The sequence below is a fragment of the Vibrio albus genome, assembly GCF_003144035.1.
Taxonomy (GTDB): domain Bacteria; phylum Pseudomonadota; class Gammaproteobacteria; order Enterobacterales; family Vibrionaceae; genus Vibrio; species Vibrio albus.
On record NZ_QFWT01000003.1, the window covers coordinates 385477 to 405791 of the forward strand.

At 44.6% G+C, this 20315-nt stretch carries 15 protein-coding genes; 6 read left to right on the forward strand and 9 right to left on the reverse strand.

Annotation, left to right across the window (positions count from 1 at the left end; all coding sequences use genetic code 11):
- Positions 1-11 precede the first annotated feature (11 nt).
- Positions 12-1997 (reverse strand): type VI secretion system Vgr family protein, encoded by a 1986-nt coding sequence (locus DI392_RS07900; RefSeq protein ID WP_109319357.1) that lies wholly within the window; start codon positions 1995-1997, stop codon positions 12-14.
- A gap of 159 nt (positions 1998-2156) precedes the next feature.
- Between DI392_RS07900 and DI392_RS07905 the strand changes: the two genes are divergently transcribed.
- Positions 2157-2600: a DcrB-related protein gene (locus DI392_RS07905; protein ID WP_181388383.1), complete on the forward strand. Its 444-nt coding sequence runs from the start codon at positions 2157-2159 to the stop codon at positions 2598-2600.
- Between the two features lie 14 nt (positions 2601-2614).
- Here the strand turns inward: DI392_RS07905 and DI392_RS07910 are convergent, their stop codons facing one another.
- Positions 2615-3001, reverse strand: a complete 387-nt coding sequence (locus DI392_RS07910; protein ID WP_146194526.1) for a PAAR domain-containing protein — start codon at positions 2999-3001, stop codon at positions 2615-2617.
- 227 nt (positions 3002-3228) lie between these two features.
- Between DI392_RS07910 and DI392_RS07915 the strand changes: the two genes are divergently transcribed.
- On the forward strand, positions 3229-4404 hold the full coding sequence (locus tag DI392_RS07915; protein ID WP_181388384.1) for a LysM peptidoglycan-binding domain-containing protein: 1176 nt from the start codon (positions 3229-3231) through the stop codon (positions 4402-4404).
- A 102-nt stretch (positions 4405-4506) separates the two neighbouring features.
- On the opposite strand, the gene DI392_RS07920 is transcribed toward DI392_RS07915, so the two are convergent.
- Genes DI392_RS07920 through DI392_RS07930 form a run of 3 tightly spaced genes read right to left on the reverse strand, consistent with a single transcriptional unit; the run spans position 4507 to position 8574 of the window.
- Entirely contained in the window at positions 4507-5823 is a 1317-nt protein-coding gene (locus tag DI392_RS07920; protein ID WP_109319360.1) for a hypothetical protein, read from the reverse strand.
- Positions 5823-6839 carry a polysaccharide deacetylase family protein gene (locus tag DI392_RS07925; protein WP_181388385.1) on the reverse strand — a complete coding sequence of 339 codons (1017 nt, stop codon included), beginning with the start codon at positions 6837-6839 and terminating at the stop codon, positions 5823-5825. The genes DI392_RS07920 and DI392_RS07925 overlap by 1 nt, the downstream gene beginning before the upstream one ends.
- Positions 6799-8574: a serine/threonine protein kinase gene (locus DI392_RS07930; RefSeq protein WP_109319362.1), complete on the reverse strand. Its 1776-nt coding sequence runs from the start codon at positions 8572-8574 to the stop codon at positions 6799-6801. The genes DI392_RS07925 and DI392_RS07930 overlap by 41 nt, the downstream gene beginning before the upstream one ends.
- Positions 8575-8757: 183 nt before the next feature.
- On the opposite strand from DI392_RS07930, the gene DI392_RS07935 reads away from it, so the two are divergent.
- The gene (locus tag DI392_RS07935) at positions 8758-9144 is read left to right on the forward strand and encodes an AAA family ATPase (protein ID WP_109319363.1); all 387 of its coding nucleotides are present in this window, start codon (positions 8758-8760) and stop codon (positions 9142-9144) included.
- Here the strand turns inward: DI392_RS07935 and DI392_RS07940 are convergent.
- From DI392_RS07940 to DI392_RS07955, 4 genes are all read right to left on the reverse strand, one after another.
- A complete protein-coding gene (locus tag DI392_RS07940) occupies positions 9141-10325 on the reverse strand; it encodes a cation:proton antiporter (protein ID WP_109319364.1) in 1185 nt (394 codons plus the stop codon). The genes DI392_RS07935 and DI392_RS07940 overlap by 4 nt on opposite strands.
- Before the next feature lie 66 nt (positions 10326-10391).
- Positions 10392-11669, reverse strand: coding sequence for an HD-GYP domain-containing protein (locus DI392_RS07945; RefSeq protein WP_109319365.1), 1278 nt, complete (start codon positions 11667-11669; stop codon positions 10392-10394).
- 206 nt (positions 11670-11875) lie between these two features.
- Positions 11876-16084, reverse strand: a complete 4209-nt coding sequence (locus DI392_RS07950; protein ID WP_181388386.1) for a transporter substrate-binding domain-containing protein — start codon at positions 16082-16084, stop codon at positions 11876-11878.
- A gap of 498 nt (positions 16085-16582) precedes the next feature.
- Positions 16583-17023 (reverse strand): hypothetical protein, encoded by a 441-nt coding sequence (locus tag DI392_RS07955; RefSeq protein ID WP_109319367.1) that lies wholly within the window; start codon positions 17021-17023, stop codon positions 16583-16585.
- A 160-nt stretch (positions 17024-17183) separates the two neighbouring features.
- Here DI392_RS07955 and DI392_RS07960 point away from each other — a divergent pair, with 160 nt between their 5' ends.
- From DI392_RS07960 to DI392_RS07970, 3 genes are all read left to right on the forward strand, one after another.
- The gene (locus DI392_RS07960; RefSeq protein ID WP_219930890.1) at positions 17184-17675 is read left to right on the forward strand and encodes an outer membrane lipoprotein; all 492 of its coding nucleotides are present in this window, start codon (positions 17184-17186) and stop codon (positions 17673-17675) included.
- Positions 17676-18051: 376 nt separating this feature from the next.
- A complete protein-coding gene (locus DI392_RS07965; protein WP_219930891.1) occupies positions 18052-19590 on the forward strand; it encodes a sensor domain-containing diguanylate cyclase in 1539 nt (512 codons plus the stop codon).
- 326 nt (positions 19591-19916) lie between these two features.
- Positions 19917-20246, forward strand: a complete 330-nt coding sequence (locus DI392_RS07970; RefSeq protein WP_109319369.1) for a thioredoxin family protein — start codon at positions 19917-19919, stop codon at positions 20244-20246.
- The last annotated feature ends 69 nt before the right edge of the window (positions 20247-20315 follow it).

Genomic DNA, 20315 nt, shown 5'->3' on the forward strand with positions numbered 1-20315 from the left:
GTTTTTCTTTCTTAGTTTATCTTGATTATGCCGCCTTTTAGCGTCAGTACCGCGTCACCACTTACGGTTGTCATCGGGCTTTTAATATCCAGCTTTCCGTCCGCTTTAATTTCTACCTGCGGTGATTTTATCGTAATTTTTGCCGGCTCGATTTTTATGCTGCTTCCGCCGACTTTCAGTTCGATTGAAGCCGGTGATTTCTGGCTAATCCCACCTTTGGCACTGATTTGTTGCTTACCGTTTATTTCGGTGGACTGATCTCCCTTAATACTGACGGTCTGGTTTCCTGCGATATCGACCGCCTGCTTCCCAGCAATATCGATAGACTGGTCTCCCTTTTTGAGTTCCAGGCTGTCATTGCCGGTTTCCAGCATGGTGGAACGGTTGCCATAAATTTGAACAGACTGATCGCCTGGGTCAGATTTTTCGAAGCCGACAGACAGAAAGTCGTCGTTTTCTACAATACGGGTAAAGGTTCTCTCTGCGTGTAAATAGACTTCTTCACTGCCTTTTTTATCTTCAAACCGCAGTTCGTTAAAATTCTCGGCCGTCCCCTTGGTTGAGCTTCGGGTTTTAATGCCAGACTGGGTTTTGTTGGCGGGCATGCTGTAAGGCGGGGGCATCTCGGTATTATAGACGGCTCCGGTGACGATCGGCCGGTCCGGATCGCCGTTAATAAAATGTACGATCACTTCCTGTCCGACGCGGGGAATATGTAAACTGCCCCATTTATTCCCGGCCAGCGACTGACTGACACGGACCCAACAAGAATTTCCGGTGTTGTCCCGGCTCCAGTAAAACCGAACCTTGATCCGGCCATGCTGATCAATATTAATTTCTTCATCCTTGGCACCCACTACAACTGCGGTCTGGGCACCATAGACGACCGGTTTTGCGGTTAAGCGCGCAGGACGGAAAGCCCGTTCCCGAGAAATCGCCTCAAACCGGCATTGATATACCAGTGGAGAGTCTTTGCCGCCTGACTGAGTCTGTGAAGAAGTATAATCATCCAGGCTGATACTGAAATTAGCATGGGTAATTAAGTACTCGATATTTTGGTCGTCACGTGGGTAGTCCTGCAACGTGAATAACCGGCCGCTACCAAGTTTTATTGAGTTTCCTTCGGCACAGACCATTACTGACATTGCTTTTAGCTCTTCCAGCCGGATCCGGGCGTAGCGCTTAGTATCGTCGGGGTTGGAATTATAATCGTGGAATTCGTATCTTTCCTGCTCTGACAGGCTATGGGATTCTGAATCCGATTTCTGCCCCGATGTTACCGTGGGCGGATTGTGATAGTCGGTGTCCTGTACGGAATAAGTACCGGACTGCACCTCTGCTCTGGAAAGCCAGGAAAAAATATGCTCTTCCGTACGTCGCTCTTTGTTTTCCGGCGGAAAGTAAGGAATGTCTCCCTGTGATTCATCTTTATGGGCCTCGACAGAATCGGCGAGCACCAGTTTATGTCCGTGTTCGTCATGACGGAAATAATAATAGATGCCGGCGCTTTCCATTAAACGACTGACGAAATTGAAATCTGTCTCGTTGTACTGCACACAGTATTCAAGATTTTGATAGGTCTCTGACAGTTTCTCCTCAAAATCGGAAAAGCTATTATCGCGGAATATCTGTTTAATGATATCCGGTACCGCTTTGTTCTGAAAAATACGGCAGCCGGAGCTTATGGTCAGAAACCAGAGCCATGGCCGCAGTATTACCTGATAATGTTCAAAGTTACTTACCTGTCCTGAATAGGTCACCTCTGCGACCAGGCCGTTAAAATATCGGGTTTCTCCGTTGTCATTCTGTAACCAGACTTTCACTTGTTCACCCAACAACAGGTTGAAGTTAATGTCACTATCTTCACTGAGCAAATCTAACCGGTAGTGAAATAGCTTACCCAGGCCTTCATCTGCCGTCATTTTCCAAAAGACCAGCTTATCTGTTTCCAGCGGAGTCGACACTGAAACGGGTCTGTCTGATTGAGTTAATGACATATAGGGTGCCTCCCTGTCAGGGCTTTACGCTCTAAGTCTAGTTGTTCGCTTGTGATTTGCATGAACGCGATTGGGGAAAGAGAATTTATTTGCGGCAGGAGTTCAAACAGCGACTACTATTTTTTATATACACTCATTCATGAGACACAAGGTGATGCAATGGCTCAGTTTCAGGGCTCGGGTTTTTCTATTTATTTACCGGACAGCTGCATGGATGCATCGGCATACACCTTTGTGTTGCCATATAACCAGGGTTTTTCCGCCAATCTGACGATTCGCTTTGAGCATGTCCCGGACGGCTATGAACTGGAAAAGTCTGTGAAGGACGAGCTGGCGGCCCTGAGTAACCGCCTGAATGATTTCACCCTGATTAGCCAGAATGCCGGGCAGCGGGAAGGTAACGATGGAGTTATTGCAGTGTATGAGTGGGGAGAAGGACAGGCCCGCATGCGGCAAAGAGTGATTACCTTACTGGTGCAGGGAGATATGCCGAGAAAATACATTCTGACCACCACGGATCTGGTGGCCGGTGCAGAGGAGTCGGATGCGGTATTCAATCAGATTCTGCAAAGTTTTGCCCTGAATGATATTCAGTTTTTTTAGCTACCGGACAAAAGTCAGCCTCCAATCAATACGGTGGGGCATCCGGGTGGAAGGATTTTACCTGTCGGACTTGGAATGGGGGCAATGCAGCTGGGGTGAGCCGTCATATCGCCGACTCTGGCGGCAGGCAAGTTGCCGATCAGCACAGTCACAGATCCCATCGCAATCATTCCGGGGCCACCTGGTACACACCCGGCAAGAAGGCAGGGGGTGGTAGTATCAGTCAGTCTGGCGGCGGGCACATTTCCGATCAGAACATTAGGCTGACCTTTGATGATGGTCAGTGGCGTCGGGGGGTGCGGTATCGGTGCCGGAACCGGAGCGGGCGGATGTATAGGAGCGTGACAATGAGGTGCATCCTGAAGCACCATATCGCCCATTCTGGCTGCTGGCTTACCCATATCTCCCCCTTAATTTCATCTTATCTGATGACGTACTCCCATAATTTTAGAGCGAAACGGACGGTTAAATAATAAAGAGTCACCTGACTGCGTAAGCCTTTTCATCTTATTATCAATAATGAAACACTTACTGTCGGTCTCTGCTGATAGTTTCATGGCAAGGACGTGTTGAATGGACTATATATTTGATGACACACCTTAATTTCCGCCAGACAGGAGTAGCAGGGATGCGTATCTCAACTCGTACACTTATTCCGGTTTTTTTGGTTTGCACTGTTCTCTACGGCTGTACGTCAACGAAAAAAGAAGAACCTGTGGTTGAAGAAACCAATATTCAGACACAGGAACAACAAATGGTTGAACCGGAATTTACGGCTCAGAAAGGTCTCACTCCACGGGCACGGCTTCAGCTCGTTATGCGTTATTTGTCAAATGGTGAGCCGGACAAAGCCAGAGTCGAACTGCAGGAATATATCAATACCAACCCTAAATCTCCGCGCGCCAACATGCTGATGAAACAGATCGATCAGCCGGCTTCTTCCTATTTTCCGGCGTCTAACTTTGCTGTCACCATGAATAAAGGGGAAACCATTTCTACGTTAGCAAGAGATTACCTCGGAGATGTTTTCTCTTTCTATGCACTGGCAAAATACAATGGAATTGAAAAGCCGGCCTGGATTGATGAAGGGCAGGTTATAAAGATCCCGGCAACTCCGGAAGCGCTCAAGCATAAGGCGGAGCTGATTGCCATGGATCAGGACGGGCAAGCAGTGGTTCCAGAACCTGTTTCCGGGGATGATATGCTGGATCAGGCCTTAGATTTCGTCGTGGAGGACGCCGGGATGACCGAGATGATGACTGACGGAGCGGAAAGCGAAGCCATGGCTTCTGATAGTGATATGTCAGACATGATGATGCCGGAAGACCTGATGAATGAGGCTATTGATAATGGAGACTATGTCGCAGCCGTTGAGCAATTGGAGGTGATAAAAGCAACGGTAGGGTTGTCATCCAGTGGAGATAAGAACAGTATTTCTACCTACCAGCAAGCGGCCCGCCAACTGGAATCAGTCGATCCTAAGAGGGCGGCGGAGTATTACTATGAATCGGCAAAAGTGCAGATTAAATACGGCCAGCGGGAAAGCGCTATCCCGTCACTGAAAAAGGCGGTTGAGCTGGATCCTGGTAATGTCTCTGCAGAAAATACGCTGCGTCCTATCCAGCAGGAATTCGCGGATAAATATCACAGTGAAGCCTCCATCGCTTACCGGAAACAGGAACTGGATAAAGCCATTGCCCTGTGGCATAAAGTAATAGAGATTAAGCCTGATCATAGCGCCGCGAAAGCCTATCTGGCTCAGGCTGAAGAGCTGAAAGCGAAACTGAGCGAATTGCAGGAGTAGGGTACTGACCGAGGTTGGACCAGGTAAACGAAAGCGGCTGGTTTTATACCAGCCGTTTGTTTTTCAGTGGCTTTATACTTTTTCGGTTTTTTATTAACCGGTTTATTGCTCTAGCTGAATGGTTCCGAGGTTTTTACGGATAAGGTACGCTTTTTGAAGCTGATGTTTAATCTCCGGAGAGTTTTCTTTGTAGATTAGCGCCATTTCCCACAGTGAAATGGCTTTTTCAATATCGGTGTAGAACACTTTTTTACCCTGTGTGTAGAGATTATGAGACAGCTGATTACGGATCTCTTTCAATAGGTTATCTGCCTGGGCCCGGTTTTCATTGCTGGCATAATCCAGTGCTGTACTGGCCTCGCCGAGAGCGGTATCCAGTTTATTCTGTTCTATCAGAGTTTGTGCCTGTTGCAGGTGAGCGTCGAACAGCCAGTTTTTCAGATCGTCAGGAATGGTTTGTCCGGTCGGAATATAGCTGGCTGCTTTGATGAGTGCGGCATACTCGTGTTTTTCATAATGGCTGCGATAAGGGGCTAACAACAAGTCCTGCTCTGTATCCGTATCAGGCTTCTGTTCCTGCCCGGTTTCACGCAGGGGCAGTGGTTCTGTTTTTGTTGTGGTATCTTCCGTTCTTTTTAGATCGGCATCCTTCAGGTAGTCATCCGCAGCCGTTCTTGGTTTTGGTTTGTCAGCCCTCATGGCTAAGGTCAGGTTATCTTTGGTACCGGCCATTTCCTGTGCGTCTATACGAACATTGGTGGCGTCTTCCGGTTCTGCTGTTTTCTTAACGGTGGCTACCGCCATTTCAGAAGGTGTTTTTTTAGTGACTTCCACCACAATGGGTTTTGTCTCTTCCACCGAAGCGGGCTCAGTCGGCTCGGCAATTTCTGGTTGTTCTGTTGGGCGGAGAGTATTAGTCCATACATGTGAGTTCCGAGAAAGAATCACAGGATTATCTCTGAAGTGTTCAGTAGTGAGAACCGGAGTCGTTGTATAACTGGTGATGAGTTCGTCACCTTGTTTGTGTCTTCGTTGTGCATAGGTTATCTTGCGCAGCAGCAGAAAGGCTTCTTTGTTTTCCGGGTCTATAGCAAGGCTGCGCAGCAGGTTATTTCTGGCCGCTTTTGTGTGGCCTCTTTGCAAATCATGCTTAGCCTGGGTTAACAGCGGTGTGGTTTGAGTATCAATGAGTACATTTAACAGCTTAATCTCATTGTTCAGATCGGCTGAGCCTTTCTGGTAAGCATTCAGAATTTTTAGATGAGTACGCGCCTGATGATATTGTCCGGCATCGATCATAGCTTTGGCCGTAGCTCTATGGTAGTCCTTGAAAGAGGCTTCCTGTTCTCCGACCTGAGTACTGCTACAGCCCTGAATCAGTAGACCCAGCATCATTGCTGACAGTGTACGCATTCTCATTACTTAAGGTCCTCCTGATGAAAAACGTCAAGCTTTTCTGCAAAGGTATCAATAGTGTCATCAGCATAAATCATGGTTCGTTTTAACAGGTATGGATTGGCAAAAGCAGGATTGCCTCCCTGCTGAACGGTGACGGACATCTTGATCCCTTGTTCGACCAACTCTTCAATTGCGTGATCACTGCTATCACCATAAGGGTATGAAAAAATGACAGAATCTTTATGTAGTTTTTGGTTGATCAGAGCTCTGGGATATCTGATCTGATGTCGGATTTCTTCAGCAAAGTTAATATCTTGCTCTGGGGGAACGGCCAGAGAAGTGTGACTTTTTGAGTGTGATTGTATGTCCACAAATCCACTTTGTTGCATTTCTTTAAGTTCATCCCATCTCAGTCCCAGCGTCGCCCCGATAAAGTCGGTATAGACAAACAGCGTGGCGGGTACATTGAATGCTTTAAACAGTGGATAGGCAGTGGTATACACAGACTTGTACCCGTCATCAATGGTTAGCACCACCGATTTTTCCGGGATCTCCCGGTTCCCTAACATGTACTGATCGAGTTCATTCAGTGAAATAACATAGTATCCGTTGTCGGCGAGATATTGCAGTTGTCTGCGAAACTGTTCCGCTGGCAGGTCAAGGCGGTCGGTGCTGGTGGTGTTGCTGGTAAACCTGTGATAGCAAAGTATTGGAATGGTTCTGTAACCATCCGGATACACACCTGAAGGGTTGAGTACCCGTTTGGGTATTGCGACTACTTCCCCGGCGACGGGGGCGTTGTCTTTGTTTACCTCACGGATTTTACCGGACAAAGCGGCGGAGCCATAATAGCGCTGAGCAATGGTTTCATAGCTGTCGCCAGCACCCGCCCTGAAGAAGATATAGTCCTGATCCTCCTGAAGCTGAGTCCCGACAGATACCGGGCCTGATGCACAGGCAGTAAGCAGTACCGCTAAGGTAGCCGGAGCGAGAACTTTATTCATTTTTTTGCTGAATCGTGGTTTCGTCAGCATCATTGGTGACTTCCTCTTCACGCGCTGATGTTTGTTCCTCGTTTTCTCTCTCTTGTGGTTCATCAGCTATGTCGGCTGGGTTCTCTTCGTGTTCTGGCTCATTCTCAGTCTCTGCGTCGTGTTCGGGTTCTTTATTGCTTATTGGCTGCATCTCGTTTTGTACTTTGTCGGCAATGTCATTGTAAAGCTGGAATAACTCACCGATTTCATCCTTGCGGTTTCTGGAAATCCGTCTGTCCAGGCTGCCAGCCTTAAAGTCGACCATCGCCTTGTGCAGAATCCTGAGCTGAATCGAAATAGAGTTACCGAAGATAAAGATGACGACCACGACAGACAGCAATGTGATGCCACCAACGGAAATAAACAGTCCGGTAGACACCTTTTTAAGCTCTTCCAGGCTGCTTTGTAACAGGCCTAGCTGAATATGACCAACGATGGTGCCGTGGAAAAAAATGGGAACCTGAAAGTTAAATACCTGCTGTGCAGAATCATTAAGCAGACTGAATATGCGAATACCATCCTTATCGTAAAATTCTTCATTTACCTGGAATTCGGGCATAGGCTGCCCCACAAGTGTTGGAGTCATTGCTGCCCGGATAGTACCGCTGTGATCCTGAATAATCAGGTGCTCAAACGATTTCCTTTCACTGGCATCTTTCACCAGAGATTCCAGTGAGACCCAATCTTCACCCAGAACCGGGATCGCACTCTCGGAGGCGATAAAGCGGGCCAGAGACAGCCCGGAATCAATGGCATAGTCGGTAAGGGTCTTGCTTTGAATGTTCAGCACGACAAACATACTGGCTGCCAGAACCAGGGTAATAATGGACGTCATTATCAGCGTCCATTTTACGTGCATAGGCATATATTTGTTTTTATTTTTCAGTTCTTCCTGTTCATAGAGGGCATCCAACTCCCACTGCAGTATCTCTGCCATTTCAGAGCCTGATGATGGGCGTTTGTCCGCTTTTTTTTCCAGAAGCCGTTTCAGAAGGTGCTGAAGACCGGCCGGAATTTCCTCGGGTAACTGTTCCAGTAATTCTGGTTGTTGTTGGGTTATTTGGGTAATAAGCGTGATGATGGATTTGGATTTGAAGGCTTTTTCACCTGTAATCATTTCGTACAAAAGTACGCCAAGGGAAAACAGGTCAGAGCGCCCGTCCAGTTTTTCGCCTAATGCCTGTTCTGGTGACATGTAGCGCGGGGTTCCCAGCAGCGTGCCCGCTTGTGTCTTTTCGTTGGCGGCAGAATCGTCCCGGTGCGCAATGCCGAAATCCGTTAGCTTGACGGTTTCACCATCAGGCAGGAACATGATGTTATCCGGCTTAACATCACGGTGAACAATCCCTTTACTGTGAGCATAATCCAGCGCCAAGGCTAACTGTTTCATGATTCGAAGGGTCTTTTTAATATCAAATGTCTGGTTATCTTCCAGCAGATCGCCCAGAGATTTACCTTCAATAAGCTCCATGACTATATACGGGGTATCCTCGTAAGTACCGATATCATAAATAGTGACGATGTTGGGGTGGGAGAGAAATCCGGCGGCCTTTGCTTCACTTAAAAACCGGTTGTAATATTCGGAATCCAGGCAGTTATTCTTCTTGAGTACTTTGATGGCTACCGTACGGTTTATTTCGCTGTCATAGGCCTTGTATACATGAGCCATGGAGCCTGCCCCTAGTAACTCATCGATACGGTATCGGTTTATATATTTACCTTTTAATTCGAATTCCATGACATACCCTTATGCGTTAGAGCTGTTCAGAAAACAGAGCTTTTTGTAAGTGTAGTTCTGTTCAGCCGCAGGAAGGGGTACGTAAATGATATTCTTGAAATTAAGACGGTATTTGGTTTATTTCCCGGTTAGTGTAAAGTCGCTCTGGTAATCAATGGGGAAAAATAACGGTAGACAAAGAGTATGACGAAACAAAAGCTTATCCTGATTCGTGGCATTCCGGGTTCTGGCAAAACGACCCTGGCCAAACAAATGGATGCCGAATTGGTAGAAGCCGATATGTTCTTTATTGATAAGAATGGTGAATACATGTTTGCTCAGGAACGGCTCAGAGATGCACACCTATGGTGTCAGTTGGAAACCAAGCGACTTCTTTATGCCGGATATAGTGTGGTCGTCGCCAATACCTTTATTAAACGGTGGGAAATAAAGTTCTACGCGAAACTGGCGGACAAGATGGGGATTCCGGTAGACATTATTGAAGCTACAGGAAACTACGCTAGCATACATGATGTTCCGGAAGAGAAGATCCGGTCTATGAAAGCGCAGTTTGAAGAACTGTCGGATTAACCTTTCTTACCGGGCATCTCTCCTGCCTTATTCAGGTTCCAGTGTGTGGCTAGCGGTCCGAATAGCTCAAACAGTACTGTCGTGGTAACGGCTATAGTGAGTATGGTATCACCCAACTCTGGGAACCGTTCACTGACCAGAAGTGCCATACCGATAGCAACACCGGCCTGTGGTAACAGGCATCCGCCTAAGTGGTGAATAACCTGAGAGGGGGCTTTTGTCAGCCGGGAGGACAACTGGGCACCGAGCCATTTACCCAGGGTCCGGGCGATGATGTAGGTCAGCATCAGATATCCCAGAGCGTGGAACGTAGAGAAATCCAGACTGATACCGGAAAGAATAAAAAAGATAATCAAAAATGGATCACTGGCAGTTTCGATGTCATAGAAGGGTCTTTCTATATGTTTTGCCATACGTGACACCGTTGCACCTAATGTCATGCATGCTAACAGGTAAGAGACTTCCAGATAGAGCGCACTGCCTCCACAGATAAAGACAAAACCCATGGCTTCAACAACCGTCGGTTCACCCGGCCGGTTACGCCCTATGATATATGACATGGGGATACCAATGGCGATTCCCAGGCTCAATGCGCCTGCTATTTCCCTAAAGCCATGAATGATATAAATGATGCCATCTTGACCGCCATTTAAATTACTGGCGACGACGAGTAGTAAGCTGAAGATAATAATTCCCCAGGCATCGTCAACAGCCACCACACTTTTAAGGATTCTGGAAACAGGCCCTTTCGCCTTAAACTCCCGAATCACATCAATGGTTGCTGCCGGATCCGTTGCCGTTGCGATACCGGCTAATACAAGGGCTAAACTGAGGTTGGATGTGATCAGTAATATAGCGATAAAGACACAGATAGCGGGCACAAGAGAAACACCAAGCGAGATAAATAGGATCTGCCAGCGTTCAGATATAATGTCTCGACCGAAAAAGCTTTCTCCGAGTAGAAAGCCGACCATGGCTAATGCCAGATGAGAAACGGTATGGAAATACTGAGAAAATTCGGCAGGAATTAAATTTAACCCTGTGGGGCCGGAAACAATTCCGATGCAAAGGAGTATTGTCACACGAGGTATGTGTGCTTTAGAGCTGATAATATGAGCAGTCCAGCCGATAAGAAATAGAACACCTAAAATGAGTAAGTCAGGGACTTTATCGGACTGCATATATCCACGCCTCTTTTTACTTAATGGGACTCCTTTTAATAATAAGTGATTATTGACAGTATGTGGTTAAATCTCTTGGAAGTTCATTTCTTTTGCACCAATGGATGCACAGTAATATCTATCAATGTCATTCTGGACGAATGAAAATACGTCCTTGTCGATTTTATTATTTTCAACCAGTGAGGTCATTTCTCTTATTATTTCATCGGGTTGCATGCGCTCTTTTCTGTAGGGACGCTTCTGAGACAACGCCTGAAAAATATCTGCTATTGCGATGATTCTTGACGGTAAATCCAAATCAATTGCTTTTTTATGGTACGGATAACCGGAACCATCCAGACGTTCGTGGTGGTTTGAGGCCCATTTACCAATGTCTGAATTTTTGAAAAAAATACGTAGGGCGAAGTCGGTATCTACCGTATGACGACGAATTTTTGAGTATTCTTCATCTGTTAGTCTATTGTTTTTATTTAAAATTTCATCAGGTGTACGTAACTTTCCAATATCATGTAATAAGCCAGCAACATAAATCATTTCGCACATTCTGGGCTCGAAGTCCATATCGGTAGCGAGCATTTTTGCTAATAAGGCGACTCTTTCTGAGTGTTCAAATGTAAAACTACTTTTGGCATCAACGATTCGGGCAACAAAACGAGCCAGTTGTATAATATTATTAAGGCTTAATTTGTGACAATATTGCAGTTGCGAATCTTTTCTCTCAGAAGCAAATACCTCAAGACATGTTGCATCCATATTGAACCAAAAACCTTCGGTCGCAATCAGGCCACACATGGCTTTAACCATATCCGGTTCAAACATAAGGCCGGACTGAGACTGAATATGATCGGAGATTAACCCTGCTTGTAAGGTGACGGCGTCATGATGAATAGACTGAGTGTAATAGTTACGTAAAAAATCAACTCTATCGGCTATGTAGACAATGGCAGCAATATCTTTATCGTAATCGGAGATGTCGAGTTTAATCAGATCTGTCCAACGGGTATGGTGGTAAAGAACAGGGATAGAAAAATCCTGTAATAACGGACATTTTTCCAACTCGGAATACCCTTTAAGACAATGCGCCCGTTCATTTTCAGGAACCAGATAACCAACCAGATTTTGATGCTCTTCTGTTGATGAGACCCCACAGTCATGTATCAGACCGGTATAATACGCGAATGCGGCTTTTTTCTCTTCCCAGCCTAAATATTGAGCACATCGGTACGCCATATAGCCTACCCGGTGACCATGGTTAATATCGTCTATTCCCACGTAGTCTAAGGCTCTGGCTATCATCAGTAGGGCTTGATGAAGATCGATTTCTAAGTCGGTTAATGTATTCATTTATAATAATTTTTTCTTTGTCTTAAAAAGGAGACGGTAGTTATGCATAAAGTGGAATCAAGATCACATTGTAACATTAATTTTCATTAAAGGTATGTGAACCTCGATAACGAAATGTGATCGGAATTACATAATTGCACGGCATGTTTTCTGACGGAAAGAAAAGTGAGCGCATAGAGTTATAACCTCATTAAGTAAAGGTGAGACTAAACTTTTAACCTGTCACGGTAACAGGTTACCCTGTTACGACCTTTCTGTTTCGACATATAAAGTGCTTCATCAGCATGTGACAACACACTCTTGACGGTTTCTCCCGGCTCCTGGATTGCCACCCCGATACTGGCTGTTACCCGACCAACCGTGTCGAAGTGATGTTCTTCTATGTTTTTTCGAAGCTTTTCAGCCATCTCAAGCAGTGAAACCTTGTCGGCATGAGGCACAATAATCAAAAACTCTTCACCTCCCCAGCGGCCGGCTATATCGTTCTGGCGAGTGGAGACAGATAGTATATGAGCGAATTCAGTCAGGGTTGAATCGCCAACGTGATGGCCGAAGGTATCATTAACCTGCTTAAAATGATCAATATCCAGAATCATGACGGCAAACTTGCTTTTATAGCGGTTGGTCAGCTCCACCTGCTGGGTGAGTATTTCATCCAGTTTGTGGCGATTGAAGATGCCGGTCAGTCTGTCAGTCAGAGCCAGATTTTCGAGCTGTTTCTCATAGGAGAGCGTCTGTGTTATATCACGGGACAGGCCGATAAAACGCATCTCGCCTGTATCTTTGTCAACAACTAGGCGTGCATTGACTTCAGTCCATACTGTTGAACCATTCCTGCAGGGTTGTTCGATCCGCAGGGTGCGCATCTGAGATTTTTCACCATTGCGGACGGCGTCAATTTCAGCTTGCATTGACTCCAGAACCTGCTGTCGGGATCCTTCACAAATTACCTTATCTAAAGTCTGTAGCATCACTTCTTCAGCGGTATAACCACGCAACTTCTCGACAGAAGGGCTGATATAGATGAATTTACCTTCGGTATTCATCACCCAGACCACATCATCCATATTTTCTGCCAGCCAGAAATATTTCTTGTAGGCCTGTTGTAATTGTTGGTTTTTTTCTTCTATGGTCTTATTGATATTAAACAGCTCTCTATGACGCCAGAACCCGATAAATGCGATGAAAGCAAATCCAATAACCACTTTATACAGGAGAGAATAGTCAATCCGGGATTCATAACGAATTGCCAGCCATTTGTTGTAGATTGACCGAATCGCTTCAGGAGAGACGGTATCCAGTGCTTTTTGCATAATATCCAGCAATAGAGCTTCATCGTTACGGGTTGCAATGCTCAGTTCGAAATTTTTGTCCAGTTTTCCGGCAATGCGGATATCTGTTATGCCTTCTTTCTGGATTGTAGAGGCCAGAGGCGGCAGAGCATCAACATAACCAAATACTTCTTGGTTCCTGACCAACTGCATACCTTCAAGACGGGAGTCGACCCGGATAATATCGATATCCGTATATTCGTTACCCAAGAGCTCTTCGGGGGCATACCCCTTTAGCATGGCCAGTTTTTTTCCCACAAGGGGGGCCATATTATCGATATAGATTTCAGTGTTTCTGGTCGCAATGACAAAGGGAAATGACACGTATGGACGGGTGAAATTCATATATTTCAGCCGTTCTGGTGTCTCCATCGCTAGAGAGAAAATATCGCACTGGCGTTGTTTTGCCAGCTGAATACTTTCCTGCCAGCTTGTAGTAGGAACGAGTTGCAGGTTGAGTCCACTATTTTTCATCACTTCTTGCAGAATATCGGCTGCAATACCAGTATGGTTTGACTCTTCATCAATACTTTCAAGAGGCAACCAGTCAGGATCGACGCACATCGTTATCTGCTTTTTCTGATCCAGGTATTTAAGTTCGGCCTCAGACCATGTGACGGTAGGATCTTGCGTGCTGGTTGTCATTGGACCAAACCAGAGATTACTTAAAGAGACCAGCGTTGACGGGGGAACCGAAGCGATGGCTTTGTCTATTAACCCAAGCAAAACCGGTTGGTTATGGGGTGTGGCAATATAGAGGTTATTCGTCGCAGACGGGAGATCCCAGGTTCCCTGAATAGTGAGCCCAAGATAGTGATTCTGGTTGATCAGGTATCGAAGCACATTACCGTAGTCAGCAGCGAAGTCTGCTTTACCATTGCGTACGGCTTCAATCGCCTCAAGGGTATTTTCGGTGAGATAAAACTTGAACTTGTCAGCATAATTATTTTGTAAATATTCTGTTTGCTCCCAACCTTTTGGTGTGGCGATCGTCGTATCGTATAAATCTTCAAGGGAGTGTACCTCTCTGAAGTTACTGCGGGTGACGAAATTCGTGGTGTCTTTAATAATCGGTTGAGAGAACTGTCCGCAGCCGCTAATTTTTTCTGAGCGGTCCGCGGGTTGAAGAAGGTCAATCTCTCCGCTGCAGAACATGTCTACCAGCTCTTCCCAGGATTTGCCGGTGACAAACTCTACTTTGATATTCAGCTGTTTAGCTAATAGCTTGATTAAACCAACAGAATACCCGGCAGGCTGATTATCTGTAAAAAAGTCATAAGGAGGCCAGTCTGTTTCGTTCGACACCCGTAACACTTTCTTTTCCTGCAAATAGTTGGCTTCCTGCTCTGTCAGCAGCAGAGAGCCAGTACTACCTTCATTTTTTGAATTTTCGTTGGCAAGAAAGTTGGTCCCGAGCCATTTATTTACCAGCGTCATTCGTTCTGTTGTTGTCATATCATCCATGGCTTTCTGAATGATGGAATGCAGTATTGGTTCGTCGGCGCGAATGCCCAGACGCAGATCTTCTTTAGAAACGGAAGGCAACTGTAACTCACCCGCTATGCGCAAATTGGTATAGGCATGTTGTTTGATCAGGGCGTTAATATTGGTCAGGTTTTGCATTAACGCATCAACCTGACCATAGACCAGGGCTTTGGTTAGTTCTTCATAGGTTTCATAGATAATCAGATCAAATGCGTTTAATTTTTTTAGCTCACTGGCATAAAACACATCTTTTAAAATTCCGACTTTTTTTCCGGTCAGACTGTCGAGTCCTTCATAGTCGCCAAAATCATCCCTGACATAGATCATGATCGGGATCTCGTAATAAGGATCGGTAAAGAGGGTGAATGGCAGCCGTTCTTCCCGGTACGAAATACTGGCGATTATATCGACTTCTTTGGCCTTAAAGGCACTGTATCCTTTATTCCATATCCCTATTACAGGTTCAAAAGTAAGCCCTGTTTTGTCACTCAGAATATCCAGCAGGTCATGCTCAAAACCGTCTATATGGTTTCGGATAGTGAAGCTGAAGGGGGTGAAGTCCGGCATCATCGCCACAGAGACTTTACGCTTGTTACGAATATATTTCGTTTCTTCCTGACTCAGTTCTATTCGAGGATGTTCCGCACGATAAATAAATTCATGAGTGCTGCTGGGGGCGGTCAGCCCGACTTCTGTGAACAGGCGGCCGATGCGGTTTACTTGTATTAGATCGATACTGCCTATCGGATAGTTTTTTGGCTGAACAATACGAGCGGTTTGCTGTGCTTCAAAGAGCAGGTGTTCACGGCTTTTATTCTGGGTATTATATTTATTGAGAATGAGGTCGACAGTCTCTTCCTGATGGTTAAGTGCATACTGCCAGCCCCGGTTGCTGGCGTTTATAAAGGCCTCTGTCAGTTCAGGGTGAGCCTCTGCAAACATTTTTGAGGTAAACAGGTTAACATCGTAGAGTTCAACGCCGTAATTGTTGGGGTCGATGATATTATATGGGATACCGTCTTTCTGCAGTAGAAAAGGCTCGTTGGTTAAAAAAACTGAAACAGCGTCTACTTTTTTATCGATAAAATCCTGCATATTGAACGTTGGCGGGACCGTATCGATCTGTCCGGTATCCACTTTGAATGTGTTAAACATCTGAGTGTAGTTGGCGTTTTTAATGTCCTGCTCTGAGATCATCAGTGTTTTGCCAACTAGGTCGGAGGGAAGCCGGATATCTGGCTGCGTAGCCAGTACCAGCGGAGAGCGTTTGAAGTAATTTGCCAGCAGCATCACCGGCTCGCCCTGCATGCCCAGCTCAATGAGGCCGCTTCCCCAGATTCCGAAATCGGTCTTTCCTGAGGTGACTTCTGTCACCATATCCACGTCATTATCATATTCCAGAATGTCGACATCTATTCCGGCATCACGGTAATACCCCTGCTCCTTGGCAGCATAAAAACCAGCGAATTCAAACTGATGCTTCCATTGAAGGCGAAGTGAGACTTTCTGGGTATCGGCAAAACAGTTGGCGGCAATCAAGAGCAGAGAGACGAAAACCAGTAAAATACTTACACACCTTTGTGTATATCGATATGCCATTCTACTTGCCTGCATGCCCGTTCCTTTTTACATTGCCAATGTAACAAACAAATAACGATATTGAGGGGTGATGTTATCAGTTTGTTTTTTATTATTAGAGCATTCTAATCTGACTTGTATATCAATTGCTACAATAATACTGGTTTTTATAGGGTTTTTGAGAAAGGCTCAATTCATTTATGCAATTGTAACGAAAAAGTTGTGATTGAAATGCACCAATCACTTTCGTGCTCAGTACCTTTGAACCTATCATACTCAGCACCTTACAGGCTCAGGGGGCGAGATCAATGTTAATTAACACACTTGGTGCTATCTGGTACTAATTTGTATTGAAGTCTAATTTTATGGCCTGATAACAACTCTGGGTAAAAGTATAGGTTACCGCTGAACCAACAGTGGTAACCTTGTCAATGTCACTAAAGCTTCATTAGGTTAAAAATCAGGCTCAAATTCTAGAAATTATCAGATTAGTAACTCATATACAGCACAGAGAAACCGTTACTCCCAGAATTTCCACCACTTTTTACTATTCTCTTCTCGTTTTTGTTGCCCTTTTTCAGAGCCTTTTCCAAGTTCTTTATGCTCTTGCTCAGCTTTTTTCTGCTTCTGTTTTTCAAGGCCAGACTGTTTTTCCCTAAGCATTTCCTTACTCTCTTTTAGCTCCTTACGTTCTTTTTCTAAGGCTTCTACTTCTTCTTCAAATTTTTGCATTTCTTTTTTATTTTTGTTTTTCTTAGCTTTGTCTTTTTTTTGTTCAATTAGAAGATCAATCTCTTCTTCTCGGGCGGTTATATCATTGTCCAACTGTTGAGCATCGGAGACAGTCGTTATCTGCGTAATATCAGGTTTTCCTTTACCTGCCCATTCAGGTTTTGCTGCCAAAGCGCTGCCGGAACTGAATATGAGCAAACATGTTATAGCTAATGCTGATTTATTCATAAAGTACTCCTTTATTGAATTTGTAAAGACAGGAATATCATTTCATCAAGAAATAATAGGTTAAGTATAGTTGATACTGTCTGTTGACCATTGGCCGATTCGTAAAAAACAAATCAGTGTATACTGAATACATACTAGGCAAGATCAAAGGAAGTATCCCATGTTTCCGTTTCCCCCATATTTAACTAAATGTGTTAGTGGACTGCTGTCAGTGCTCTTTTTGATGACCAGTTTTTCAACGGTTGCGGCCTATGAACGAAACAAAGCCGTCCCTGTAGAAAAGGTCGTCTACGGCCGGGTCGAATCCATTCGGTATATAACCCAGAAACAATTGATAGAAGACCGAAATGTTGGCTGGAAAACATTTGGTGGTGCAGTTGTGGGTGGCGTTATTGGACATCAATTTGGCGGAGGGTCGGGTCAGGATATAGCAACAGTCCTTGGGGCCTTACTCGGTGGTGCAGCAGCCAATAAACACGGCGACTCAACACACATTCAGCAATACCAACTCATTGAAATGCTGATCAGCTTAGATGATGGAAGTCAAGTGATGGTGCTTCAGGATATTGATCCAGATATGCCTTTTACTGTGGGAGATGAGGTGCGTGTTGTATACCTGACCGGTTATGTTCGCGTGGACATTGCGATGTAATACTACAGAACAGAAAGGCATTGTTTCCCTTTGGGTTGATAATCGGCTGGCACGGTTTTGCCCCATTCAGAGCTTGCGCAACAGAACGCTGATAGTTACCACCAGAAAATAGCCCGGAGACCGCGCAGCACTGGCGTGCGGAATCTCTCAAAAGCTTTCACTTTTTAACATTTCACACCTAGTACCACATTTACATATCTATTCCAAAAGACATAAAATCTAACTAATGTGTATCTATAACTTAGGTCGCATTTTGCTGCTCGAACTTATCTTGTAAAGGCCTTTCTGACAGTTGTACTTTAAGGACACAACTCTACTGTCTAATATATCAATAAGGTGTAGGAAGTTTGATGCTAAGACTTACATGAAAACGGACATGGCACGACTGATGCGAAGGAAATCTTTAACCTATACAATATTATTGCTGGCTTTCTTGTTTCTGGTCCTGGCTATTATCTTCTTCATATCACAGAAAAACATCATCCAACGACGTGAAATCAGGCAATTTGAAGAAGTTATTAACATGATAGATACGGTCTCACATGAGGTTCGTTCTGTGGGGGTAGATCTTCTTTATTACTCCCAAAGTGATCTCGCTATAGCAACCCTTTCATCACAAGATGGTACCGCTAAAGCGTATCTTTCATCGCTTTTACACAAAATTGGTTCAATAAAGAACAATTATAGTCAAATCCGTTTGCTTGATGTCAATGGCAATGAAGTGATCCGTTTCGATCGGAATGCAGACTTTAAACTACATCAGGTGCCTTCCCACAAACTACAGAATAAGAGTAACCGCTACTACTTTAAGAATGCACTAAATCTCAAGTCAGGTGAGGTTTACACCTCAAAGTTTGACTTAAACAAAGAGCACGGAGTTGTTGAACAGCCAATTAAACCAATGCTCCGATTTTCTACACCTATATACAACGCCCAAGGAGTATTGGTAGGTGTCGGCGTTATAAACTACGAAGGAAGGCATCTACTACAAATGCTGGAGGGACTAAATGAACACGAAGGAGATCAGCTCTTTGTTATCAATGAAGATGGTTACTATTTAAAAGCCTATGCTTCTCATAAAGAATGGAGCTTTATGTTTCCAGAGGGTGAACAATTTCTGTTTTACGATGATCACCCCGAACTATGGCATTCCATGCAAAAGTTCTCAAAAGGAAAACTCACCAACTCGGATGGCGAGTATTACTTCCACCATTTCGAACTGGCCCCTTCGGAAACACTTAGTACCATTAATCGCGAGGGTGGATTCCTTGTTATGCATGTCCCATCAAATGTTATTGATGATGAATTATCTATTTTAATTCATGGGCTTGGGATAGGGTTCATTTTAGTGGCACCATTACTAGTCTTTTTGGGATTAAGGCTCGCTAGCTCGCGCTCAGAACAAGAAAGGCTTCTTAATACATTGAAGTATGAAGCAAATCATGATGCATTAACTGGTCTATACAATCGTAAAGCAATTATGGATTGTCTAAAAACCCATGTACTTCTCAGCCATCGAAGAAATTCGCTACTAGCTGTTGGGTTTATTGATGTAAATGATCTGAAAGTAGCGAATGATTTATACGGTCATGAAGCTGGTGACGAATTAATCAAAGGCGTAGGTAGTGCGATTAATATGTCTATAAGGGAATCTGATTGTGCTGCTCGAATTGGTGGGGATGAGTTTTTGGTAGTGTTTGTTGATTGTAACAAACACGATGCGAATATTATAATGCAACGAATCCAATCAGCTTATCGTTTACTAGGGGCTCAAAGAGGAAAACACTGGGATCTGAGCTTTGGATGTTCTGAGCTTGGAAATGAAAATGATGATGCTGAAGCACTAGTTGCTAGAGCTGATAGCGTTATGTACACGCATAAAACGCGTATGAAATCTTCTTATAAGTCCGATTAATTGTTAATAGTTTCCTCAAATGAAAAGCGGGTACTGTCATATCTGTTCCTGTCTGAACTAGCTCACTTTATGCGCCCATATGGTATTTGTATGCAAAAGTGTGACTCCAAGCCGTTCGCTGCTCAGTGAAAGGTTTTGTCCAGTCCCTTTCAAAATCGCCACCTGTAGCAAAGGTAGCGTTCTGCTTTTTGGGATATGAAAAATTATTTAAGGACATCTAAACTAGCAGAGTTACTGACACGTCTTTGTCCAGAAGTTTATTTGATATGTCAATTTTGATTATGCTCGAGCATAGCTCGAAAATTACCGAGGCAGTAGGATGATATATGAACCTAGATTTTATGAGTGAAGTCATCAAACTTCACAATAAAAACCAGTTTAATGCACTGCTAAAAGACCATGACGATGTATTATTGGCAATCTCTGAGGATTGGTGCTCGATCTGTAGGGTGATGGAAGGCACTCTTATTAATGCGGCATTTGAGCTGAAAGGTAAGGCGGTGGTTGTAAAATCAGATATTGCGACTTCCCAGTCTTTAAGTGAGCAATTAGGCCTGAGAAGTATTCCTGCATATGTTGTGTTCAAAGAGGGCGAAGTGTCAGAAGTCTTGTATGGAAGACAGCCGATTCAGTCGCTGACCAAGGCCTGGATTTAAATTTGCTTAGAGTAAGTATAAAAGGGGAGCCATGCGGCTCCCTTCTTAATTTTTGGTAACTATATAAAA